Source organism: Borrelia maritima, from assembly GCF_008931845.1.
GTDB classification, from domain to species: domain Bacteria; phylum Spirochaetota; class Spirochaetia; order Borreliales; family Borreliaceae; genus Borreliella; species Borreliella maritima.
Window position 1 is genome coordinate 792,533 of record NZ_CP044535.1, and the last position, 23,725, is coordinate 816,257.

At 27.3% G+C, this 23,725-nt stretch carries 25 protein-coding genes, 1 tRNA gene and 1 pseudogene; 6 read left to right on the top strand and 21 right to left on the bottom strand.

The genetic code is table 11. From position 1 onward, the window contains the following. Positions 1-4 precede the first annotated feature (4 nt). The 5 genes from DB723_RS03790 to DB723_RS03810 form a co-directional block, all read right to left on the bottom strand. Positions 5-1,513 (bottom strand): GldG family protein, encoded by a 1,509-nt coding sequence (locus DB723_RS03790; RefSeq protein WP_151552705.1) that lies wholly within the window; start codon positions 1,511-1,513, stop codon positions 5-7. A 4-nt stretch (positions 1,514-1,517) separates the two neighbouring features. Beyond that, a complete protein-coding gene (locus DB723_RS03795) occupies positions 1,518-2,252 on the bottom strand; it encodes an ABC transporter permease (protein ID WP_151552707.1) in 735 nt (244 codons plus the stop codon). After that, the gene (locus DB723_RS03800) at positions 2,249-3,178 is read right to left on the bottom strand and encodes an ABC transporter ATP-binding protein (protein WP_151552709.1); all 930 of its coding nucleotides are present in this window, start codon (positions 3,176-3,178) and stop codon (positions 2,249-2,251) included. The genes DB723_RS03795 and DB723_RS03800 overlap by 4 nt, the downstream gene beginning before the upstream one ends. A gap of 8 nt (positions 3,179-3,186) precedes the next feature. Continuing rightward, on the bottom strand, positions 3,187-4,146 hold the full coding sequence (locus tag DB723_RS03805; protein ID WP_151552711.1) for a ribonuclease Z: 960 nt from the start codon (positions 4,144-4,146) through the stop codon (positions 3,187-3,189). 202 nt (positions 4,147-4,348) lie between these two features. Beyond that, complete coding sequence (locus DB723_RS03810) at positions 4,349-5,404, bottom strand: NAD(P)/FAD-dependent oxidoreductase (protein ID WP_151552713.1); 1,056 nt, start codon at positions 5,402-5,404, stop codon at positions 4,349-4,351. A gap of 198 nt (positions 5,405-5,602) precedes the next feature. Between DB723_RS03810 and DB723_RS03815 the strand changes: the two genes are divergently transcribed. The 3 genes and pseudogenes from DB723_RS03815 (at position 5,603) to DB723_RS03825 (ending at position 7,109) form a co-directional block, all read left to right on the top strand. Then, positions 5,603-6,247, top strand: coding sequence for an ATP-dependent Clp protease proteolytic subunit (locus DB723_RS03815; protein ID WP_228459391.1), 645 nt, complete (start codon positions 5,603-5,605; stop codon positions 6,245-6,247). 45 nt (positions 6,248-6,292) lie between these two features. After that, positions 6,293-6,954, top strand: a pseudogene (locus DB723_RS03820) (hypothetical protein). Between the two features lie 71 nt (positions 6,955-7,025). Beyond that, positions 7,026-7,109: transfer RNA gene (locus DB723_RS03825), tRNA-Leu, on the top strand. 11 nt (positions 7,110-7,120) lie between these two features. On the opposite strand, the gene DB723_RS03830 is transcribed toward DB723_RS03825, so the two are convergent. Further along, the gene (locus DB723_RS03830) at positions 7,121-7,978 is read right to left on the bottom strand and encodes an undecaprenyl phosphate translocase family protein (RefSeq protein ID WP_151552715.1); all 858 of its coding nucleotides are present in this window, start codon (positions 7,976-7,978) and stop codon (positions 7,121-7,123) included. 33 nt (positions 7,979-8,011) lie between these two features. After that, positions 8,012-8,341: a nucleoside triphosphate pyrophosphohydrolase family protein gene (locus DB723_RS03835; RefSeq protein ID WP_151552717.1), complete on the bottom strand. Its 330-nt coding sequence runs from the start codon at positions 8,339-8,341 to the stop codon at positions 8,012-8,014. Positions 8,342-8,451: 110 nt separating this feature from the next. Here DB723_RS03835 and DB723_RS03840 point away from each other — a divergent pair, with 110 nt between their 5' ends. After that, positions 8,452-9,339 (top strand): LysM peptidoglycan-binding domain-containing M23 family metallopeptidase, encoded by an 888-nt coding sequence (locus tag DB723_RS03840; RefSeq protein ID WP_151552719.1) that lies wholly within the window; start codon positions 8,452-8,454, stop codon positions 9,337-9,339. A gap of 246 nt (positions 9,340-9,585) precedes the next feature. On the opposite strand, the gene DB723_RS03845 is transcribed toward DB723_RS03840, so the two are convergent. The 14 genes from DB723_RS03845 to flgF form a co-directional block, all read right to left on the bottom strand. Continuing rightward, positions 9,586-10,944 (bottom strand): sigma-54-dependent transcriptional regulator, encoded by a 1,359-nt coding sequence (locus DB723_RS03845; RefSeq protein WP_151552721.1) that lies wholly within the window; start codon positions 10,942-10,944, stop codon positions 9,586-9,588. A 2-nt stretch (positions 10,945-10,946) separates the two neighbouring features. Further along, positions 10,947-12,095: a two-component system sensor histidine kinase NtrB gene (locus tag DB723_RS03850; RefSeq protein WP_151552723.1), complete on the bottom strand. Its 1,149-nt coding sequence runs from the start codon at positions 12,093-12,095 to the stop codon at positions 10,947-10,949. Next, entirely contained in the window at positions 12,092-13,138 is a 1,047-nt protein-coding gene (locus DB723_RS03855; protein WP_151552725.1) for a hypothetical protein, read from the bottom strand. The genes DB723_RS03850 and DB723_RS03855 overlap by 4 nt, the downstream gene beginning before the upstream one ends. Before the next feature lie 10 nt (positions 13,139-13,148). Further along, the gene (locus DB723_RS03860; RefSeq protein ID WP_151552727.1) at positions 13,149-13,637 is read right to left on the bottom strand and encodes a CvpA family protein; all 489 of its coding nucleotides are present in this window, start codon (positions 13,635-13,637) and stop codon (positions 13,149-13,151) included. Then, positions 13,634-14,725 carry an undecaprenyldiphospho-muramoylpentapeptide beta-N-acetylglucosaminyltransferase gene (murG, locus tag DB723_RS03865; protein ID WP_151552729.1) on the bottom strand — a complete coding sequence of 364 codons (1,092 nt, stop codon included), beginning with the start codon at positions 14,723-14,725 and terminating at the stop codon, positions 13,634-13,636. The genes DB723_RS03860 and murG overlap by 4 nt, the downstream gene beginning before the upstream one ends. Before the next feature lie 144 nt (positions 14,726-14,869). After that, positions 14,870-15,664: a PfkB family carbohydrate kinase gene (locus tag DB723_RS03870; RefSeq protein ID WP_151552731.1), complete on the bottom strand. Its 795-nt coding sequence runs from the start codon at positions 15,662-15,664 to the stop codon at positions 14,870-14,872. Then, positions 15,639-16,679 carry a tRNA (adenosine(37)-N6)-threonylcarbamoyltransferase complex transferase subunit TsaD gene (tsaD, locus tag DB723_RS03875; RefSeq protein WP_151552733.1) on the bottom strand — a complete coding sequence of 347 codons (1,041 nt, stop codon included), beginning with the start codon at positions 16,677-16,679 and terminating at the stop codon, positions 15,639-15,641. The genes DB723_RS03870 and tsaD overlap by 26 nt, the downstream gene beginning before the upstream one ends. After that, the gene (locus DB723_RS03880; protein WP_151552735.1) at positions 16,676-17,545 is read right to left on the bottom strand and encodes a divergent polysaccharide deacetylase family protein; all 870 of its coding nucleotides are present in this window, start codon (positions 17,543-17,545) and stop codon (positions 16,676-16,678) included. The genes tsaD and DB723_RS03880 overlap by 4 nt, the downstream gene beginning before the upstream one ends. A gap of 50 nt (positions 17,546-17,595) precedes the next feature. Next, on the bottom strand, positions 17,596-18,396 hold the full coding sequence (gene rpoS, locus DB723_RS03885; RefSeq protein WP_002557358.1) for an RNA polymerase sigma factor RpoS: 801 nt from the start codon (positions 18,394-18,396) through the stop codon (positions 17,596-17,598). Positions 18,397-18,549: 153 nt separating this feature from the next. Continuing rightward, positions 18,550-18,870: a rod-binding protein gene (locus tag DB723_RS03890; RefSeq protein ID WP_151552737.1), complete on the bottom strand. Its 321-nt coding sequence runs from the start codon at positions 18,868-18,870 to the stop codon at positions 18,550-18,552. Then, complete coding sequence (locus tag DB723_RS03895) at positions 18,860-19,861, bottom strand: flagellar basal body P-ring protein FlgI (RefSeq protein WP_151552739.1); 1,002 nt, start codon at positions 19,859-19,861, stop codon at positions 18,860-18,862. The genes DB723_RS03890 and DB723_RS03895 overlap by 11 nt, the downstream gene beginning before the upstream one ends. Before the next feature lie 154 nt (positions 19,862-20,015). Further along, entirely contained in the window at positions 20,016-20,579 is a 564-nt protein-coding gene (locus DB723_RS03900; protein ID WP_407645343.1) for a hypothetical protein, read from the bottom strand. Between the two features lie 85 nt (positions 20,580-20,664). Beyond that, on the bottom strand, positions 20,665-21,462 hold the full coding sequence (gene flgG, locus DB723_RS03905) for a flagellar basal-body rod protein FlgG (RefSeq protein ID WP_151552743.1): 798 nt from the start codon (positions 21,460-21,462) through the stop codon (positions 20,665-20,667). Between the two features lie 12 nt (positions 21,463-21,474). Beyond that, positions 21,475-22,323: a flagellar basal-body rod protein FlgF gene (flgF, locus tag DB723_RS03910; protein ID WP_151552745.1), complete on the bottom strand. Its 849-nt coding sequence runs from the start codon at positions 22,321-22,323 to the stop codon at positions 21,475-21,477. A gap of 247 nt (positions 22,324-22,570) precedes the next feature. On the opposite strand from flgF, the gene DB723_RS03915 reads away from it, so the two are divergent. Together DB723_RS03915 and DB723_RS03920 are read left to right on the top strand one after the other, a co-directional pair. Continuing rightward, entirely contained in the window at positions 22,571-23,131 is a 561-nt protein-coding gene (locus tag DB723_RS03915; RefSeq protein ID WP_151552747.1) for a DUF2147 domain-containing protein, read from the top strand. Positions 23,132-23,193: 62 nt separating this feature from the next. Continuing rightward, entirely contained in the window at positions 23,194-23,724 is a 531-nt protein-coding gene (locus DB723_RS03920) for an adenine phosphoribosyltransferase (protein ID WP_151552749.1), read from the top strand. The last annotated feature ends 1 nt before the right edge of the window (position 23,725 follow it).

Genomic DNA, 23,725 nt, shown 5'->3' on the forward strand with positions numbered 1-23,725 from the left:
ATTTTTAATTTGCTTTTCTTTTTCTAGCAAATCTAGCAAGTCCAAATATTAGTATTATTGTTGGAAGAATAATTAAGTTAACAATTATTAATGAAAACTTTGTGTTGACCATTTCGTTTGAAGAGCTTGCAAATTTTAATTTAGCGCGCATTTCTCTAGATTTAATATTAAAAAATTCTTCTTTTTGCATTAAATAGTCTGAGATTCTGCCTGATAGTTCAAAGTTGGATGGAGATCCGTTGTACATATAATCACTAAATATCATACTTGATCCTGTTAGAATTATTTTAGAATTTTTAGAATATTGTTCTTTATAGAGGCTTTTAATTTTTCCTTCAATAGCATATCCTAGTATTTTAAGTTTATTCTCTTCAAATTTATTTGGAACTTCAAATGCATTCAAAGATATGTTTGAAAGATTAGGCTCTTTAACTTGCCATGATTGTTTGGAGCTTGCAAATAGAGGTAAAAATTTTACTTCTTCTTCATCTTTTTTTATAAGTTCTAATGAACTACTCCAAGGAATTGTAGCAGCATAGAAATTTTTAAGTAATGGTATATCTTTTTTTACAATATTACTTTTGTCTATTAATATCCATGGGTAGTAGGTTTGAAAATCCCCACCTAAAAAGATTGTAGGGGCTCTTTTATCAAGAATAATATTGTCGTTGTATTTTATACCATAACTTTCAAATAGATCAAATAGTTTGGATTTAATAGGAGTTATTCCATATGGATTTTGAGGATTGTAGTCAATTGCGCTTGTTGCAATAAATATTTTCCCATCATTAACGATAAAATCGTCAATTTTTTTTACAATCTCTTCATCAATTTCTTTAACACCAATAATGAATAATCCATTTATTTCTTTTCTTATGTCTTCTAATTTTTCGGTTTTTAAATCTATTTCTTTTATTTCAATACTGAATGCTTTTTTCATTATTTCGGAAAAGTTTTTATGTGCTTCTTTTAGGGCGCTGTCCCCAAAAGCAAGTCCTAAAACTTTTTTTGTATTGTTTATTAGTTTGTCAAGTCCATTTGCAAGGTCATATTCCAAATTACTGATTTCTGTTACAACCGGTATTACTTCTCTTTTCCCTTCGTAAATAATTTCAATTCCTGAATATATTTTAAGTATTGAGAGCTGATTAATATCTCTTAAATCGATTTGCTGAGAAGGAATGCCAATGTGCTCTAATGGGGTTGAAATTTTATCAGCGTCAAGTTCTTTGTAAATTACCTTGCCTTTTGAAGCATCAGAAAAGCTTATTAAAAAATTTTTTATTTGGTTTGGGAAAGCAAAGTAGTTTTCAAGGCTTCCTGAATTGTAATATGTTATATATATTGTTTCATTTGCGCTTGAAAATAAATTTTTTGTAACATTAGATATTGTAAAAGCTTTGTGTTTTGTAAAGTCTATTTTGAAAATGAAAATAGATATATTGCAAAAAATTAAAAAGATTATTGTAAGGTTTAAGGTTAGGTTGAAAACTTCATTTTCTTTATTTTTCATAAATTTATCTCCATTTTTTTAACGTTATGCTGTATGTGCTTAGCATTAGAAATGTGATCGTGAATGTAATAAAATAAATAAAGTCTGATAAGTTTAGTATGCCCATATTAAAATAACTAAAGTGATTAGTGATTGAAATAAAATTAAGCATTCCCCCTATTATATTTTCTTTTCCGAAGATCATGACCAATTTCCCGGAAAATAGTATTAATATCAATGTAAATACAGTTAGAATGTAAGAGACTATTTGACTTTTTGTAATAGACGAGATAAATGTTCCCATACTTAGCACTGAAAGAGAATAAAGAATTATCCCTAAATATTGAAGAAATATTATGCCAAGATCAAATTCGCCCATGAAAATCGCCATTATTGTAAGAGGTAAAGTAAGTGCAAATAGCATTAGTGTAAATATTTTAAGAGTAATGAATTTCCCTAAGACAATTTCTTGAGGGCTTAGTGGTAGAGCATAAAGAAGCTCAATGCTTCCTGTTTTATGTTCTTCTGAGAACACTCCCATGCTAAGTGCTGGAAGTACTAACATTAAAATAATAGGCATTGAAGAGAAATAAGAAGTAAGAGATGCATTGTCTTTAATAAAAAATCCTGATAAAAAAATAAATGAAAAATTTATGAATATTAAAAAGAATAACATCACAACGTATGCAGTTGGAGTTCCAAATAATATTTTTAGTTCTTTTTTAGAAAGCGATAAAGATTGCTTTAAATCTATTTTCATTGTTCTCTCTCCTTGGTTAGTTTGCTAAATATCTTTTCAAGGCTTTCATGTTTTGGAATCATTGCTTTTAAGATTATATTATTTTTTACTATGTAGCTAAAAAGATCTTCTTCTGTTTTGCCTTGAGATAGTTTTAATGAAATGTTTAAGTTTTCCTCGTATTCTTCAAGGTGTATTAATTTAAAAATATCATTTTTGCTATTAAAAATTTTTTTTTCATTTTCAGATTTTTTTAAAATTGTTAATTCTATTTCAATCTCTTTAAGTTTATTTTTAATAATATTTTCTTTTGTGTCATCAGCAACAATTGCTCCGTTGTTGACAATAATAATTCTTTTGCAAATAGATTCTACTTCGCTTAGTATGTGTGAAGAGAATAATATTGTACTTTCTTTTGTGAGTTCTTTTAAGAATTCTTTAAACTCAATTATTTGGTTCGGGTCAAGGCCATTTGTTGGCTCATCAAGTATTACGAGTTTAGGGCTGTTTATTAAAGCACCAGCTATTCCCACTCTTTGTTTAAATCCTTTTGAAAGTTGAGAAATAAGCTTATCTTCAACTTCTTTTAATTTGAATATACTTACTACTCTGTCAATTTCTTTTTTTAATTTTTTAACGCCTTTTATTTCTGATATGAATTTTAAATATTCTTTAACAGAAAGCTCTGGATAAAGAGCTAGTTTTTCAGGAACGTATCCCATTTGTTGTAGTATTTCTTTTGAATGCTCTACAATGTCTTTTCCAAAAATTTTTACATTACCTTTATTTGGATAATGAAATGATGTTAAGATTTTGATTAATGTTGACTTTCCAGCTCCGTTTGGGCCAAGTATGCCAAGCACTTCGCCTTCTTCAACTTTAAAGCTGACATTAGATAGTGCTGTAAATGAACCATACATTTTGTTAACTTTTTCTACATTTATCATATGCCCTCCTATTTAATAATAAAGTTATTTTTGCTTGCTTCAAGCCTCATTCCATCTTTTGTTAAAAAGATTTCTCCATCTGGATACTCCAATTTTGCCTCCTTTAGTAAGTTTTCAAGATCTTTTCTTAATGTATATCTTTCGCTAAAATGAATAAGTCCTGTTTGCAAAACTTTTGCTTGTTTGACAATATTTGCTGCCCCACCAGCTGTTAAGTGAAGTTTTTTATCTGCTTCTTTTTTAAGCTCATTTTTAAATGTGCTTTCAATTATTACAAGGTTAAAATTTTCAATTTGCTGTATTAGCTTTTTAAAATAACCAGTATCTGTAATGTATGCAACTTTTAATCCTTTTTGAGATTTCCCAAGTATTTCTGATGGCCTTATAATTTTCCCATTTATTTGTATTTCTTTTCCATCTTGCAGCATTTTTCTAATAGGTCCTTTAGGGATATTTAGCTCTTCTGCTTTTTCTGTATTGAATTTGCCAGGTTTATCTTTTTCTATGAATAAATATCCAACACATTCTATTGAATGCTTTAGTCTGGTGTATTCAATTTTTTTTGTTTTATCTTCATATATTATTTTTTCGGTTTTATCTATAATTATTTCTTTATAAATTATTTCATAGTTTTTATATATTTTAAGCATATTTATATTAGTTTGTGTATAGTTTTTTATTCCAATAGGTCCAGCAATTATTAATGGTTCTTTTCTGGTTTCTCCACTTTGTGACATTAGCATTACTATTCCAAGTAGTCCTGTGATGTGGTCAGCATGTAAGTGTGTAATGCAGATCATTTTTATTTTTTGCCAAGATATTTTTTGTTTCCTTAAAGACATTTGGGTCCCTTCTCCACAATCGAATAAAAAATTATCTCCATTATATTCGATTAGCACGGATGACAAATATCTATTGTGGAGTGGTCTTGTTCCTCCAGTTCCTATGATGTTAATATTAAATCCCAAAGATTATTCTCCCGGTTTGTTTTGAAATTGTTAATTAATTTTATTTGCTTTGTTAAATCTTGCCTCACTTTTAGTTTCTCTTTGGATAAGAATTATTTTAGCTTAACTTAAACATTATATTATTTTTTTATTAATTTAGAAATATTAATAGTAGTCGTTTGTCAGTATGTATGATTTAAAGATTTTGATTTTAAGAATAATATCAAATATTATAATATTTTGCATATCTTTGAATATTATAATGATTTGGAATTTTTTCAATTTTTTCAATATTGTTAACTAATAAATTAGATAAGTATGGAGCCATAGATATTCCCCTTGTTCCAAAACCATTTAATATAAAGATATTTTTATACTTAGGGTGTTCTCCTAAGAAAGGTTCTCTGTCAAGAGTTGAAGGCCTTATGTGTGCTTTTTGAGTAATGACTTTGCATTTTAGATTTGTTATTTTTTTAAATTTTTTTAACAGCTCTAATTTTGCCCATTCATTTGTAAGTGTATTCCAAGTGTTCCATTCGTAAGTACCCCCAAGGTAAAATTTATTGCCTTTTAAGTGAATTAAAGATACATGTCTATTGTAAATCTCTTTAAAATTTAATTTTTTGCATTCTAATATAATGATTTCGCCTTTTGCAGGCTCAAATGGTAGGTAGGAAAAAAATCCTTTAAGTTTTTCTTTATATCCTTTTGCAAATATTAATTTTTCAAATTTGAAATCTTCTATTTTGAAAAAACTTTCTCCAAGTTTAATTTTATTTTCGTCTATATTTTTTTTTATGTATGATTTTTTTTCAATTAAGTATTTTTTAATATTTTTTATATATGTTTTTGCATTAATTCTAGCTCCTTTTATTATTATTCCACCGTTAGAGTCATTGGAGAAATTGTAAATTTTTCCATCTAGTATTTTCAAAATAAATTTTTTCATATTTTTATCATTTTCAATTTTGTCAATCAGTTCATTTTTTTGATTTTCAGTAGTAAAGGGTCTAAAGATATTTTTTTCTATAAAAAAGTTGGATTTAATGGTTTTTTCAATTTCTTGGTAGTAATTTTTTGCAAATTCAAACATATGAGATTCTTTCCAAGCAATGTTCATTTTTCTACCCATAATGGGATTAATAAGTCCGCCTGCTATTGTTGTTGCTTTTGTATCTTGATCGTCAAAAAGAATCACTTTTTTATTTCTTTTAAGTAGTTCGTAAGTAACAGTGCTTCCTGCTATTCCTCCTCCAATGACTGCAAATTCATAATGCATTATAAACTCCTTTTTAGATCTTACTTATTTATATATTTAGAGTATTTTTTATTATAATGAAGTTTGATTAAAGATTTATTAGTCTTTTGCTTCTCAGAAATTAGATACAATTGTTTAGCTTTTATGTTTTTTAATCATTTAAAAACCTTTTATTTTAAATTATAATATATCATTATGTTTTTGTATAAGGGGTGTTTTATGACTAGTAAAGAAGATGATAATGATAATGATAATGATAATGATAATGATAATGATAATGATAATGATAATGTTTATGTTTCGCATGATAAATCATTGATGTTAGTTTTAAAGAGTAGATCAATAGTGATTGCTGGTGAGATTACCAAGGATGTTTCTCGGCTTTTTCAGGAAAAAATATTATTGTTAGAGACTTTAGATTTTAAAAAGCCTATATTTGTATACATTGATTCAGAAGGTGGAGATATTGATGCTGGATTTGCTATTTTTAATATGATTCGGTTTGTTAAACCCAAAGTTTTTACAGTTGGGGTAGGGCTTGTTGCTAGTGCTGCTGCTTTAATTTTTTTGGCTGCAAAATTAGAAAATAGATTTTCACTGCCTTTTGCCAGATATTTATTGCATCAACCTTTAAGCGGATTTAAGGGGGTTGCTACAGATATTGAGATTTATACTAATGAGTTAAATAAAGTTAAAAAAGAGCTTAATAATATTATTTCAAAAGAAACAGGCCAAAAGATTTCTAAAATAGAAAGGGATACTGACAGAGATTTTTGGTTAGACAGTGATGCTGCAAAAAAGTATGGACTTGTATTTGAAGTTGTTGAGACAAAGTTTCAACTCGAAGAGTTTATTTCTTCTTAGTGTTTTATTTTTTCCTGTAATTTTGTAGATACAGATTTTATCGTTTTGGAACTTAAAGTTGCAAATTTTAATTTAAATAATAATTCTTTTCAAGAATTATTAAATTTTGCTTATAATATTCTTAATAAAAGTTTTGATTTAATAATTATTAAGAACCTTGAGAATAAAAATGTTCTTGATTTAATCAATAATAGAGTTTTATTTCGAATTTTTAAGAATGCTTATTTTATTGATCAGGGGAATGGGCTTTCTTGTTAGCATTCTTTCTAAGCGTAAAATAAATATTAAAGTTTTAAGTGTAATGCAAGATTATGACGATTTAAAATTAGGAGTGCTTGTCGATTTTAAATTTAAGGGTAATCATTATGGCATTGTTGTTTATAATTTAAGCAATGATTTTATTAAAAATTTTAATATTTTGCAAATTAATGAGCAAATTTTATATTTAAAAGTTCAAATGGATAAATTAATGTTTATTTTAGATGAATCTGAATTTGTTATTTTTGATTCATTAATTAAAAATGGATTTTTTAGCTTAATAAACGATTCAAAAAATATTTCAATATTGGTAAATAAAATTGATTTTAGAGTTTTTTCTAATTTTTTCGCCAAAGTTTTTTTATATTCATTTGTGGTTTGTAATTGAAGATTATTTGCATGGCAATTATGTTATTGAGAATTTTCCTCAAAAAATAGTTATCAATTGAGCTTAGTTTTTAGATTTATTTTTTATTTAGCTTGACATCGTAATGTATTATTATTTAGAATATTATTCTATGCCGAAGTGGTGGAATTGGTAGACACACAGGACTTAAAATCCTGAGGAGGAAGCTCCGTACCGGTTCAAGTCCGGTCTTCGGTATTTTTAAAATTTTATTTGCATTTCTCAGCTAATTTTTTGTTTATAAAGATTCCTAGTATAAATGATATTCCCAAAGATGCAAAAAATGTGAAGCTAATTTTTAAATTTAATTTAAGTACTATTAATATCATTTGTAGAATTGATCCAAAAATTAGTCCTTTTGATAAATAAATAAAATTATTTAAGTGGTTATCTATTATTTTCTTTATTATTAATATTGATGTAACTACGCCTATTATTGCTGCTGCTGCAAATGTTGCAATAAGAATAATGTTAAATTCAGATATAATGAGTATTATTTCTTTATAAAAGCCAAATAGCAAAAGCATTGCAGATCCCGAAATTCCTGGCAAGATCATTGATGCTCCGCTTATTGTTCCAGAAGATATTAATAATAAGCGATATTTTATTGAGCTTTTGTCCTTAGGGATTGTGTTTTGCAAGTGTATATTAGATTCTTTTATTATTAAGAAGAGTACAATAATGGCCGTGCCAATAAAAAACAAGAAATACTTTAATGCTTTTGTATTACTATTTATTTCTTTTTTAGGTATTTCTATTTTTAGTGTTAGCATATTCCCAAATGTTAATCCTATGAAAAATACTATTAGTAGTGCTTCTATTGTTCCATTGTCAAAGAAGTAAGCTTTAAATATTTTTGCAGCCAATAATATTGAAGTTAATATTCCTGTTGCCAAAATAGTCAAAAACATTAAATTTTTTTTAATTTCCGTGAGCTTTAAGATTTCAGAAATAGAATTTATTATTTTATAATAAATTTTTAATATTAAAGCTAGTGTTCCTGCAGAAACTCCTGGTATTATGTTTGCAATTCCAAGTAAAATTCCTTTAATATAAATATTAAGCATTTTTATTTTTTAAGTATTTTTATTTTAAATGTTTTATCTATCATCACCTTCGCCATTTATTGTTCCGTTTTCATGTCGTTTTTGTATTTTTTGTAGGTTTGTAAGGGCAACATCTTCAAGTGTAATGCCTAAATTGTTGCTTAAACTTGACAGGTACCATAACACATCTCCGAGCTCTTTTTTAATTGATATTAAATACTCATCATCAATAATGTAATTTTTATCTCTTACCAATTTTTTTATTTTTTCAACAACTTCTCCAGTTTCGCCAGCAAGGCCAAGAGTTGTTAAAATTAATTCTTCTTTTTTATTTTTGTACTTAGCAGTTAACTTTGCTTTTTCTTGGTATTCGTTTAACTCCATGTTGAGAGACAGTTTATTACAGTTTATTATTATTTGCAAGTCTAAACGGGATTTATTTTTTTTATGTTTTTTATTATATTTGATTAATTAATCGTAAAAGAATTTGTAGTATGAGTAAGATTTTTTTATTATTTAAAGTGGTTTTCTTTTTTTTTGGAATAATTTATGTTTTTTCTTATCCAGAAATAAAAAATTTTTCAAGGCAAGATCCTGTTTTTTCTGATCTTAAAATTAAAGTTTTAAAATATAATAAAAAACAACATATTCCTCTGTTTTTTTACTCATATAAAGTTAAAAAAGGCGATACTTTTTTTAAAATTGCCAATAAAATAAATGGATGGCAGTCTGGTATTGCTACTATTAATTTATTGGATTCTCCTTTTGTAGGTGTTGGACAAGAGATTCTTATTCCTAGTAAAAAAGGAGTTTTTGTTTTTGATAGTAAAGATTATAGATTTAATAATTTGCTTTTAGCAACAAGAGATCTTACCAGAGCTGAAAAAGTAAAAATTAAAAAGAACGATAGAGTTTATGAGTTTTATTTTTTTGATTTTGCCAAGAATCCAGATTTTGGACTTTTTTCAGGCACAGAGTTACTTTTTTTTTTAAATGCCAACTTTATTTTTCCTTTAAAAAAATTTATTGTTAGTTCTGATTTTGGATTTAGAAATGATCCTTTCACTGGCAATAAAAGCTTTCATACAGGAATAGATTTAGCAGCTCCAATGAATACTGAAGTGTATTCATCTTCTTCTGGAATAGTTATTGAAGCTGGATACAATGATCTTTATGGGAATTTTGTTGTAGTTGGTCACAAAAATAATATTAAATCTCTTTATGGACATTTAAATTCATATTCTGTAAAGATAGGAGATTTTGTTAAATCGGGCGAATTTCTTGGAAGAGTAGGGCAAACGGGTCGCTCAACTGGTCCCCATTTGCACTTTGAAATATTAAAAAAAAATATTCCTATTAATCCTTTAAAGTTTTTAAAGTAAGGCTAGGCTGCAGCCAGATAAATATATTAAATTATTAAATTGTATTGATTATTAATACATAATTATGTATAATTATGTATTAGATAAAAATATTTTTACACTTTTGTGCCAGGATTTTAAAAGAAAGTGTTTCATTTTAATATAATTATTGACATTAAAAAATTTTTTGGTTTCAAAAATATACATCAAGTTTAAAATAGTATTATTTTTTTGTACCAATTATAATTTGATAATTGAAAATAAATTTTATTGATCGATATGATATTCAATTATTTTATTATGTAAAGTTTTTCTCCCTATTTTTAGTATTTCTGCGCATTTGCTTTTGTTGTTTTTGGAATGAAAAAGCGTTTGCTTTATTATTTCTTTTTCAGCTTCTTTTAGGCTAATTCCTATTGGTAGTGTTATCTTAAATGTAAGATTTTCATTATTTTTAATTTTTGCAGGCAAATCTTCTTTGGTGATTTGCTTGCCTTTTGACAATATTAATGCACTTTCAAGCACATTTTTTAATTCTCTAATATTTCCTGGCCAATCGTAATAATAGAGAGCTTTCATTGCATCATTAGAGAGAGTTTTCTCTTTTCTGTTGTTTTCCTTTGCAACGTCTTTTATTAGTATGTTTGTTAAATAGGATATATCATCTTTTCTCTCTCTTAAAGGTGGTATGTTTATGTTAATAATATTTAATCTATAAAACAAATCTTCTCTAAATTTTTCCTTTTTAATTTCTTCTTCAATATTCTTGTTTGTTGCAGCCAGAAGCCTAATGTCAACTTTAATTGTGTTTTCTCCCCCAACACGTTCAAAGGTTTTGTTTTGGAGCACTCTTAAAAGTTTAACTTGAATTCCAGGCGAAATTTCTGCTATCTCGTCAAGAAAAATTGTACCTTTGTTTGCAAGTTCAAATCTGCCTTTTTTTTGGGAAATCGCGCCAGTGAAAGCTCCTTTTTCATGGCCGAAAAGCTCGCTTTCAAGGATGCCTTCAGAAAGCGCAGCGCAATTTACCTTTATAAATGGTTTGTCATTTCTATTTGAAAGATCAAAAATAGCATCGGCTATTATTTCTTTCCCAACACCACTTTCGCCCGTTATAAGAACAGATGCATTTGATTTTGCTATTTGTACTACAAGTTCAAAAATTTTTTGCATTAATAGCGATTTCCCCATGATTTTTTCATAGTATTTTAAATCTTTTCTTACCAGTATATTTTCTAAATTGGTATTTTCATAATCATTATTTTCTTTTTTATTTAATGATCTTTTTATTATTAATAAAAGTCTTTCAAGGTCTAAGGGTTTTGTTAAAAAATCGTAAGCACCCTCTCTCATGGCGTCTACAGCAGAATCAACTGTTCCGTGAGCTGTTAAAACAATAAAAGGTATTTCTAAGTTTTTTTCTTTAACTATTTTGAGCAATTTTTCTCCAGATATTTGAGGCATCCTTAGATCAGATATTATTACGTCAATATTTTCATTTTCAATTGTTTCAAGAGCTTCTTCTCCGTCACTAGCGGTGAAAACAAAATATCCTTCATCTTCAAGATAAGTAGCAATTCCTTCTCTAATATTTTTTTCATCATCGGCTACAAGTATTTTGCTCATTTTTAATACCCTTCAATTAAAATATTTTTTTTATTTAGTTTAGGAAGTGTAATCGTAAAAATAGTACCTTTGCCTTCTTTGCTTTCCACAAAAATTTCACCCCCAAGTTCTTGTATTATTTTATAAGAAATAGTAAGACCTATTCCACTTCCTTTTTCTTTTGTGCTAAATTGAGGTTTAAATATTTCTTCTTTTACTTCATCTTTTATCCCGCTTCCATTATCTTTTATGTTGATATGTATTTTATTGTCTTTTTCAAAAAGAAAAATTTCTATTTTTTTTATTTCTTTTTTTGTTTCAAGTAGTGCTTCTTCTGCGTTTTTAACGATGTTTATAATAACTTGTTTTAATAGCTTCTCATCAATTAGAATATTGCTTATTTTGTTTAAATTAAGCAGTAGTTTTATGTTTTTGTTTTCTAATTCAGGACTTAATAATTCACATACACTGTTTATTACTTCTTTAATGTCTTCTTCTTGCAAGTTAATTTTTATTGGTCTAACGGTTAATAAAAATTCTTTTACTATTTTGTCTACTCTGTTTATTTCTTCTTTTATTACTTTAAAGTAATTTTCAGCTTTACCATTTTTCATTTTTTGTTTTTCAATTTCCTTTTTTAGCAGTTGTAAATTTATATCGATTGCTCCTAGGGGGTTTTTGATTTCATGAGCAATATTTCTTGCATGTCTTGTAAAAGAGGCTAAAGCTTCAACCCTTCTAAATAGCTCTTCCTGCTTCTTTTTCTCTTTAATATCTTCGATTAAAATAATATTGCCTTCAAGTTTTTTTTCTTTTACATAAGGCATAAATGAAATTTTAATATATATGTTGCTTGAGATTGGAACTTCTAATCCTATTATTTTATCTTCTGTTCTAACCAGTTCTTTTATTAAATTTATTAAGATTGGAATTTGAATGTCATCAAGAATTTCTATTTTCGATTTAGATGTTAGTGCTAAAATTTGATATAAAATCTTGTTTGAATAGATTATGTTGTTTTGTTTGTCAAGTACAATGATTCCTTCATTAATTGATGCAAATATTCCATCATATATTTCTATTTTTTTGTAAATTTGTTCGATAAATTTAATTTTTTGTTCATTAGATAATTTATTTAGCTTTGTTAAAGCTTTTTTAAAAAAATTATTCATATCTCCTCATAATTTAGCATAAGGTTTTCTATTATTAATTTTTTATTTTGATTATAAGGGCGATATTTGTAAATATTTTTCAAATGTTCTGTATATTTTAGATATTGATTGATATCTATTTTGTTTTCTAAAAAATCTTTTCTAATGTTAATTAAAAGTTCGTTTAAAAAAATTTTAAAGCTTTGATCATCCTTTATAAAGTCGATTTCTTCAAGATTTAATATGGATTTTTTTTCTTTTATTATATTTAGAATTTTTATTAATTCTTTTTTTATTTTTTTGCTTTCTTCTTTGTAAAATGAGGCAAAATACTCTTCAATTGTTATATCTTTGTCTATTAGGAAGCTTTCTTTAAATCTTTGAATTTCTAAACTTCTTTCTAGTTTTGTGAAATTGTAGACTCTAAGTCTTGAAAGTATTGTTTTTGGTATTTTGTTTTTATTTCTTGCTGCTAAGATAAAGTAAATATTTGAAGGGGGCTCTTCTAGTATTTTTAAAAGTGAGTTATGGACATTAAATGATAAATTTTCGATTTCGTTTATGTAGATTACCTTTGGTTTTTCTTTTTCAGAAAAAATCCAAGTTTGAATTTTTTTTACATCATAAACAGTAATATTATGATTTAGTTCTTTGTTTATATTTTCTATATTTTTTATAAGTTCATTTTTTATCTCTGTATTGTATTCTTTTCTATAGCAAACAGAATTAATGTAGTTGATATTTTTCTCTATTTTTTTCAAATTTTTTTCATTAGTAAAATAACATTTAGTAAAAATCACAGTTTTAATGAACTCTAAATATTTGTTTGCTATTTGATTCGACTTCGTAGAAAGATGTGCTTTTGCTTCTATTGTATCGAGATTTGAGAAAATGAGCAAATTGGGGTTTGTTAGGTTTTTTTCGTTTAATATTTTTTTTGCAATCTCAATTGCGCTTGTCTTTTTTGATGAAAACTTTTCTCCTAATAGAAGAATTGCATTTGGCAATGTTTTTTGATTATATGTGCTTATTATGGCTTTTGCAATCTTTGGAAGCATTGTTATTATTGGCTCCTTATTTTGTTTTTGAGATTTTAAAGAGATAGTTTATTCCAGGATTCAAATAATCAAGCAGCTTGCTTTCTTTTAGGAAATATTCAGGCTTAAATATTTGTTGTGAGTGTATTATGTAAACCGCGATTGCAATTATTCCAAAAGCTTCAAGTAGACCAAGTACTAAGCCTAGTATCCTATTGAAGAATAGTAATTTAAGCTGACTTATTATTGATTCTATTAGGGATTGTAGTATTAAAAATCCTATATGTATAAGCAGAAAAAATACAAGTAGTGCTTGAATGTAAGATAGCTCAATAATAGGTTCAACCAGTCTTCTAAACTCTTCAGTTTTTTTGTAAAGTAGTAGCATTAAAACAAAAACTTCAGCAAATCCGCTAATTTCTTTAATAAATCCTCTTAAAAATCCTCTAAATCCTAAAGATGTAAAAATTATTATTATTAATATGTCTACTATTCCAGTTATTTTTACAGGATCGTTTATTATCATTTAGATTTTTTCTCCTTAATATCTTTTATTAGTAATTTGGCTATTAAAGTTGAAGAATGCTTATTATTGAATTTTTTGACATTTTCTTTGAGAGGGTTAATTTTTTCTCTATCTTTTAAAGTTTTTTTTATAATTTTTAAAATATTTATATTTAAAATTTCATCTTCATCTATATAAATGCAAGCATTTTGGTTTTTCAGTAATTTTGCATTTTTAATTTGATCTCCTCTAGATCCTTTTTTAAGTGGAATCAAAATTGCACATGCGCCAGCATTTGCAATTTCCTTTATTGTCCCAGCTCCAGCTCTGCTTATTATTATATTGGAAAATTTAACTATGCTTGCCATTTCTTCTGCATTAAAAAATTGCCTTCTAAGGTAATTATTTTCTCTCAGGGCATTTAAATTTTTTCCCGATTGATGAATGAAATAGATTTCAGTATCTTTTTTAATGTGGAGTGCAAGGTTGTTTAAAGCATTAGCACCAAGAGATCCCCCAAGTATGCTAACAATTGGCTTGTTGGTGTTTTGGGTTAATTGTTTGATTATTTTGGGATTTGGGTTTAAAAATTCTCTTCTTATGGGAGATCCTGTGTAGATAATTTTTTTATGGTTTTTAAAGTATTTTTCACTTTCTTTGAAGCTTATGTGTATTTTACTTGCGAATTTAGAGTTAATTTTTGTTGCAAGTCCAGGATCTAGATCCATTTCATGGGTTATGCTTTTTATTTTTAGCAGACTGGATGCAATAATTGCAGGAGCCGACACAAAGCCCCCGGTTGCATAGATAATCTGAGGTTTATATTTTTTTAAAATGTAAAAGCTTTTTATTATTCCAAGTATTACTTTGAAAAAGTCAGTAAAGTTTTGAAAAGAAAAATAGCGTCGAAGTTTTCCACATGGAATCGAAATAAATTGAATATTATCTTGTTCTTTTATTAGTTTTTCTTCTATAGAATTTTTTTTACCTATCCACAAAAATTCAATTTCATTGTCAAATTCTTTTAATTTTTGTATTATGGATATTCCTGGAAATACGTGACCTCCAGTCCCTCCCCCTGCAAAAAATATTGTTTTTTTATTTGACATATGTTTACTTATGAAAACAATAAAGCATTTGCTTTGTAATAAATTTTTTCACATTTTATTTTAATAATATATTGCAATATTGGTATTTCCTTTGTTCTAAAATACTGATTCAATCTTAAAAATCGAATTTAATGAAATTTAAATTCAAAATGTATTTTTTAAAAAATTTTCAATCTGAACTCCTTCTTTTTTTGAAATATTTACTTTAATTGACTCTTTTATTATTAAGTGAATAGCTTTTGTTGTTTTTTCTAAGGCTTGTTCTGTTTCAAATTTTTCCAAATGTCCTATAAGTAAGCTAGTAAATAAATCTCCTGTCCCGCTGAAATTTTGCTCTAATTCTTCTAAAAAAAACTCCGAGTATTCTTTGTTTTTAGGATTGTAGCAAATGTTTCCTAAAAGATTTCCTCTTTTAATGCTTGTAACAATTACCGTTGCTTTTGTATCAAGATTTAATATTGCTTTTATGATATCATCTTTGTTTTTAAGTTGTGAGCTTTTGCTTAGCATTTCAAGCTCAGTGATATTGGGCGTTATTATGTTTGCATACTTTATTATTTTTCTAAATCCACTAATTATTTTATTATCAAATATAGGGTAAATTTCTCCATTGTCAGCAAATACAGGATCAATTACAATTTTTTCAAATTTGATCAATTTAATTATTTTTTCTATTGTTGTTTGTTGTGCTTGGCTTCCCAGAAATCCCGTATAGAATATGTCGAAGTGTTCATTTTGTTCTTTCCACATCTTGATAAATTTTTCTAGATGATCAGTTAAATCTACTATTTCAAATTTTTTATAAGCTGTAGAAGCAGAAAGGACAGCTGTTACAAAAGGGCATACTTGCATATTAAATGAAGATAATACTGGTATGCATATTGTAAGGGATGTTCTTCCCATGCTTGAAATGTCATGCATTGCTAAAATTCTTTTCATTATGTTTCCCTCTATACTGGTTTTTATAATTTTCTATTCTTGAATTTGCATCAATTTCAATTGGACTTTCTCCATATTTTAAATACATATTAAATCCAAGTCCCGCAATCATTGCACCATTATCTGTGCAAAGATCAAGAGGAGGGTAGTAAGTTTGTATTTTAAGTTTACCTATTTTTTCTCTTAAGTATAAATTGCTTGCAACACCGCCTGCTATTACCAATTTGTTAATTTGAGTGTCTTTTATTGCTCTTTTTAGTGGAGTGATTAGATTTTCAAAGGCAGCTTTTTGGAAGCTTGCAGCTATATTATTTTTTGTTGTTGGATTATCTTTGATTTTGAATTTTTCGAGTTGATGTATGCAAGCTGTTTTTAGCCCAGAGTATGAAAAATCATACCAGTTTTCTTTTTTTTTAAAGGTAGTAACTGGAAATTTAAATGTATTTTCATCTCCATTTTTAGATATTTGTTCAATGTTTGGGCCTCCCGGAAATCCCATATCATAATGTTTTGCTACTTTGTCAAAAGCTTCTCCGCAAGAATCATCTAGAGTTTTTCCAAGTATTTCAACATCATCGAAATTTTTTTGTTTAGCAATCAATGTATGCCCACCACTTAACAATAATGATATGAATGGGTATTCTATTTTTGAGTGCATTAAAGGGGCGTAAAGATGGCCCAAGATGTGATCAATGCAAATAATAGGTTTTTTTAATGAAATTGCTAGGCCTTTGGCAAAGTTTAGTCCAACTATTAAGGATCCAATGAGCCCAGGTTTGGATGTTACAGCTATTAAGTCAATTTCAGATATTTTAGTGTTGGCCTTTTTGAGTGCTTTTATGCAAACAGACATAATAGCTTCAGTATGAAGTCTTGAAGCAATCTCAGGTACTATGCCGTAATATTTTTTGTGTTCTTTTTGATTTAATTTTATATTGCTTAAAATATGAATGCCGTTTTCTACTACAGCTACGCAACAGTCGTCACAAGAGGTTTCTATTCCAAGCACTTTCATTTTATTGTTTCCTCGTAAAGATTTAATAAATTGTCAAATTCGAATTCCCGGTTTAAATTAGGACTTTCTTTTTTAAGAACTTTTAGTGTGTTTTTGGACCAAATGTGCCCGATTACTTTTACTATTCCATATTTTCGGGCAATATTTTTTGCTTTTTCTAGCTCCTTTAATACAGACTCTTCTGTGTCTTTACTGTCAAGGAATACATCTCTTTTTTCTACTCTAACGCCTATTTCTCTTGCTATTATTTTTGATACGCTTTCCGCAATAGTTACGCTGTCGAAAAAATATCTGTTAATCTCTTTAAGTTTTGTCAAAATGATTTTCATCACATCTTTATTTGAAGTTATTAGACTACCCATGTGGTTATTCATTATTTTTGCATCAGGATATTTTTCGAATGCTTTTTCAATTTTTTTGTGTATTTCTTCCTTTTTATCTTTTATGTTTATATGAAATTTTTCTATTGCATTTCTATGTTTTGATTGCATTGGGAAATGTATTATTATTGTTTTGCCATTATTTTTTAGTTTTTCATATAAAATCATTGATTTTGGTAAAAATGGAATAATAGCATAATTTATTTCAAGATTAAGTTTTATAAATTGTTCTAGCATAAATTCATCATAACCCACATCGTCGATGATTAAGTAAAATTTAGGCTTGATTTTGGCTTTTTTGTTTTCTATTATTAGCTTGTCTTTTTGTATTGTTTCAAATCCATCTTTAAATGGTGTATTTACAATTTTTGAGTTGTTGTTAAAATATAATAAACTTGTAAATACTTGAGTTATTCCAATAATAATAGCAATTATAATAAAAATTACAACAATAAATTTGTTTTTTTTAATATAAAATATTAACATTCATGACCACTGACTTAAAAGTAGATCAGAACATGTCATGAATGTCAATGTTAATTTATCTCTTCTTTTAGTTTTTTAAGAACTCTTTTTTCAATTTGTCTTACAGTTTCTGATGATATTCCAAGTTCTGTTGAAATATCTTTTAGGGTGCTTTTTTTGGGACTATTGTCCAGGTTGTATCTTTTTTTGATTATGTATCTCTCCTTTTCATTTAATTTTGTTTCAAGTATATAATTTAAATGTTTGAGAGTTGAATCTTGTTCAAGGGTGATTTCAGGATTAAAAGAATTATCCTCGTATAGATTTAAGAGTGTTGAGTTTTCAGATCCCTCTATTTCTTTATCTAGAGAATATTCTTTTTCAAGATAAGGAATAATTTTTATATATTGGGCAGGAGACAGATTAAATCTTTTCATTATTTCTTCTTTTTTGGGCGATTTTTCTTCTTCTGTTAAATATTTATTTATTTGCAGTATTAGATTTTCTTTTCTGTATGGGACTTTTACCAATCTGGTTTTAGTGTTTAATGCTCTTTGTAGTGATTGCTTAATCCAAAATGATGCATAAGTTGAAAATTTAGTGTTTTTATTCGGATCATATTTCTCGGCAGCTCTTATTAATCCCAAGTTGCCCTCTTGAATTAAGTCTTCAATTTTTAGTCCTTTGCCCGCATATCTTTTTATTATTTTTAAAACAAGCCGCAAATTTGCGTTTATCATTTTGTTTTTTGCTTTTGCGTTGCCTCTTTGGATTTGTCCTGCAAGTTTAATCTCTTCTTCGTGAGTAATTAGCTTATGTTCTCTTACCGATTTTAAATATATATTTAAATCCTCGTTGCTAAATATATTCATAATAGTGTATTTTCTCCCCTTTCTTGAATGTTATTATTAGTTGTTACTACTTAATCTACATGCAAAAATTATGCCAATTTAGTTTAAAAATAGTTTTTAATTAAATTAGATATATTTTTTTTGGGGGGAGGGGGAGTGTTTTTTTAAATTATTTTATTTATTTTTTTGTAATTGATTGTAAATCGAATTTGCAATTCCAAAGCTTTGAGATTGTGCTATTTGTTTTGCTCTTTGTTCGTAAAGCATGTCTTCGAAAATTTCTTCTACTTGGCCTCCGCTTAGCAAATTTTGATCTTTGTTAAGGGTTTTTTTCATGCTTTCAAGCATTTGTTTTATAAATATGGCTTCAAATTCTAAAGAAGCTTTTCGAAGTTCTTCGTTTTTTTGAAAGGATTTTTTTATTTCTGCCGGATTTTTAAAATTATTTATTTGATTTTTAAATTTTAGATTTTGTAAATTAATTTTAGTTTCCATTAACTTCTTCCTCCAAGATAAGTTCTCCATTTAATTTATTAATTTTTTGTGCAGCTTGAATTATTTGAATTAATTCTTTATTACTAAGATTGTTGGAATTTTTCAATATAAATTCGTTTAATTTCATTGAGTTTACTTGAATTGTTTTTTTATTATTGTTGCTTAAAATATTTTGATCGTCTTTTTCAATAGAAAATGTAAACGTTCCTATTTCTGCATTTTCACTTGCTAGGATAATGCCATTTTTTTTGTCTATTAATATTTTAGGATTAGTTTCTATTTTAATATTTTCAATTTCTTCTAATAAGCTCAGTTTTTTTACTTCTATTTCTATTGTGTTATCTGATTTAATTTTGTTGTTTATTTTTTTAGAAGTTAGTATTTTGTGAATTTTATTTACTAACGTATAATTTCCTTTTTTAAGAATTATATTATAGCTGTAGTTAATATTTTGATTATCATTTATTATTATGCCATCTAAAGTGTATTCGTATCCTTTTAATTTGTTATTGGTCTGTATAATTCCTGATGCAATTGCTATTATTTTCCCTTCTTTATTTTTCAGATTTGTTTTTAAAAGTATTCCATTTGTTAAATCTTTTGCGTCTAATATTGATGCAAGGTAAGCTTTATGTTTTGAGCCTTTGATCGTATTGCCTGTTACTTGGAGGCTGACATTTACTAGTGCAATATTTTTGCTTTCTATGTTATTAGAATTTATTTCATTTATTGCATTGTTTTCTTCTAAAATTTTACTTAAAAGGTTTTTTTGTTTTGGAGAGTCTCCTTTTCCAGCAAGACCCGCTACTATTCCAATGCCTGTTAAAAAAGTTGTGTTTGTGGAATAAATGTTTGCAATTTCTTTTAATTTTACGCTTTCAGATAGATTATATTTAAATGATTGTTCTGTTTTTAGTCCCATTGAAGCTTTATTTGTTTGAGCTAGCGTGCTTGTTGCAAGTGCAATTAACACCAACGTTAGTTTGTTCATTATTTATCCTATTTATTTAATATCTATTATTTTATATCAATTATTATAATTAATGAAATTTTTTTGGCAAATTGCTGATTTAATCCTTAATTGTTAAATGTTTAAATTAAGACAGATTAAAATTAATAATTTTTAGATTAAGAAAAATTAAGCATTATTCTTTTTGCACTTTATTTAACCTTATTTCTTCATTTTTGGTTGTGTTACGTATAACTTTATATTTACTATTGTTTAATTCATTTAGACTTAAAACATCATTTATTCTGGTTGTGTTAATTTTGTATTTAAAGTATGTATTGTGTTCATTAAGGATTTCATTTTTTTTTAGATTTTCTTTTGCAAATACAATAGGTTCAATTATATCAATATACATATTAATGTAATTGTGTCTTTTGTAACTTTCAAAGTTTTTTGCATAATAAACCATAGTTTTTTGAATTGGAATATTTTTGTATGAAGTGTTGCCTTTGACTTTAAATTTTATTTTTTTAAAAAATTTGTCTTCTATGTTTATTTCAGATTCATCAAAGTTGAATTGAAGTATATAGATATTTTCATTTGATAAATTTTTTGTAATGTAATAAATCATTTCAAAAATTATTGATTTTTTTGTTAAATTTGGAGGAATATATATTTTTGATAAGCTTTGATTGTTGCATACTTTTGAATATTTCTTTGAAAAGAAATATGCTTTACTAGGAGTAATGTTGAAACACAAATCATGATCAACGCCTATTATTGGGCTTGTTATGAAAAGAAAAAATAAAATAAAAATAAATAATTCAAATATTTTTTTTTTTATTTTATTGCCTTTTTAAATTATTTGCTATTCCTAGCATATTGTCAGAAGTTTGAATAGCTTTTGAGTTTATTTCGTAAGCTCTTTGGGCTACTATCATTGTTACCATTTCCTCAGCAATAGATACATTTGACATTTCAAGAATGCCTTGCCTTAGTCTTCCCATTCCTTCACTTCCTGGTGTTCCTGTTATTTCTGGGCCTGACCCAACTGTTTCTTTGAATAAATTGCTACCAATAGCACTTAGCCCTGCAGGATTAACAAATCTTGATATTTCAATTTGCCCAAGCTCTATTGGCTCGTTACTGTTGTCAATTTTTGCTGATACTATCCCCTCTTCAGATATTGTAATTGAGTTTTGGATATATTCTTCTGGGAAGAATATATTAGGTAATACTTTGTATCCTTGGCTTGTTACAAGCTCTCGATTAGAATCGATTTTAAAAGATCCATCTCTAGTATATCCATAAGTTCCATCAGGCATAAGAATTTTGTAAAATCCATCTCCTTCAATAGCAACGTCAGTGAGCAAATTGGTGGACTGCATTTTTCCTTGTTCGAATATTCTCTGAGTGGCAGCAATTTTTGTTCCGTGACCAACTTGATTTCCAAGCGGTCTTAAAGTATTTTCAGTTGCAGGAGTTCCTGCTCTGTTGTGAGTTTGATAAATTAAGTCCTCAAACTCTGCTCTTACTTTTTTAAATCCTGTAGTATTTACATTTGAAAGATTATTAGCAATTGTGTCTACATTGTATTGTTGTGCAGTCATTCCACTTGCTGCTGTCCATAATGCTCGCATCATAAAATATGCTCCTTAATATTTTCCAATTTCATTTATTAATTTTCCCAAGAGACTATCTTCAGTTTGTATTGTTTTTTGATTAGCTTCGTAAGCTCTGTTGATTTCAATCATTAAAACCATTTCTTTAACACCATTAACGTTGGAAGCTTCTAGCGCCTCTGTTTCTATTTTAGGTCTTAATGATATATTAATTTCTTGTGCTTTGCCAGATGTTTTTGTATCGACCCATAAAGAATTGCCCTGTTTTTTGAGAAATCTAGGATTTTCAAAGTTTACAATCCTAATAGTGTCAAGCAGTTCATAATTTTCCCAAGAATTTTCATACTCACTAACAAGTCTTTTCGGATTTGCTTCAAAGTTTGAATTATGGAAGATTTGTCCCTGAGGAGTTATTTTAAAATTATTTTTTTTAAGATAAATATATCCTTTTTCTCCTAGAACAGGAAATCCGCTTTTTGTAACAAGGATTCCCTCTTTTCCAATAGTAAAAGAGCCATTTCTTGTATATCGCTCTCCATCTGAAGTTTGTATTACAAAAAATCCTTGATCAGTTAGTGCTAAATCTAATGGATTGCCGGTAGTTTTTAGTGGACCTTGTTCAAATACCGTATATATCTCATTTTCTTCAACCCCTGTTCCCAGCTTACCTACAATAGGAGCTGTTTCAAGATGTCCTTTGGGAAATTTATAAAGGCCATCATCATTTAGCCTTCTTATTAGCATTTCCGGGAATGCTTTTTGAATGGATAAATCTTTTTTGTATCCAACAAGATCTATGTTTGCCAAATTATTTGACACTATGTCAAGCTTTCGTCTTTCTGCCATCATTCCGCTGGCAGCTGTATAAATTCCTCTTAGCACTTTTAAATCCTTAAAGACAATTAACTTTACTAATATTAGCATTAATTGTCTTATATAACAATTAATTGACCTATTGTTTTTTGCTTAATTATTATATTTTTTATCTAGGTTTTAACCTTAATAATTAAAATTATAAAATAAGTTGTATAATGATATTTGTGGCTAATTTTAAATTGCTAGTTTTAACTGAGTAATTTAAAAAAAGAACTATAATTTAGAATTATTATATTAGTTTTAAGGAGAATTGATGAATAGAGTTTTTTCAAAGTTTGTTCTTTTTTTTTGTTTTTCAATGTTTTTGTTTGCAAATTCAGACGATTCAAATGAAAAAGAAATTATTAGCGGGTCTGAGAACCTTGATTTTGGAAATGAAGTTTTAGGATATTGGGTTGGCTATGATGATGTGAGTAAAATAAAAAATTCTATTATTTATATTTATAAATATAATGAAGAAGTTTATGGCCGAATTTTAAATGTAATAAAAGACGGCAAAATATATGATATTGACAATCCTTCAGGAGACACTGTAGTTGGATTTGAAAATCTTGCAATAGAAGGTCTTGATTTTATGTGGGGTCTTAAGTATTCTTCTGATTCTAAAAAGTGGGATAGGGGTAAAATAATAGATCCTAAAAACGGTAAAATTTATAATTCTGAGATTAGTGTGGATAGTAAAACCGGAAATCTTATAACCAAGGGAAAAGTTTGGATTTTTGGCAGAAGCAAAATTTGGACAAGAGCTAAATCCGATGAAATACCAAAAGTAGACTTACATAATCTTGTTCCAGCGCCCCCTGTAAAAAATTGAATTTGGTTTTGGGTTTTATTGGTTTGAAAAAATACACAAATATGTAGATGGATGAGTAGGTTATGAAAAATAAAAAAGAGTATTATGATCAGTTTATTACAAAAGTGCCCGATTTTCCTAAAAAGGGTGTTCTTTTTTATGATATTACTAGTGTTTTGTTAAAACCCGAAGTTTACACCTCATTAATAAATGATGCACATTCTTTTTATAGCGTTAAAAAGATTGATTGCATTGCGGTTGTTGAGTCTAGGGGGTATTTAATAGGTGCTCCTTTATCTTTAAAAATGCAACTTCCTCTTGTTTTAATCCGAAAAGAGGGCAAGTTGCCCAGAGCGGTTTTTAGCGAAGAGTATGAGCTTGAATATGGCTTTGGGAGAATAGAGGTGCATAAAGACGATATTAAAATGTATTCTAATATTCTTTTAATAGACGATATATTGGCTACTGGTGGAACTTTAAAATCTTCTGCAATCTTGTTAGAGAGAGCTGGAGGTAAGATTAAAGATATTTTTTGTTTTATTGAGCTTTGTGGTATTAATGGTAGACAGCTTCTTGAAGGCTATGAGGTTAATTCTCTTGTAAGGTATAATTAAG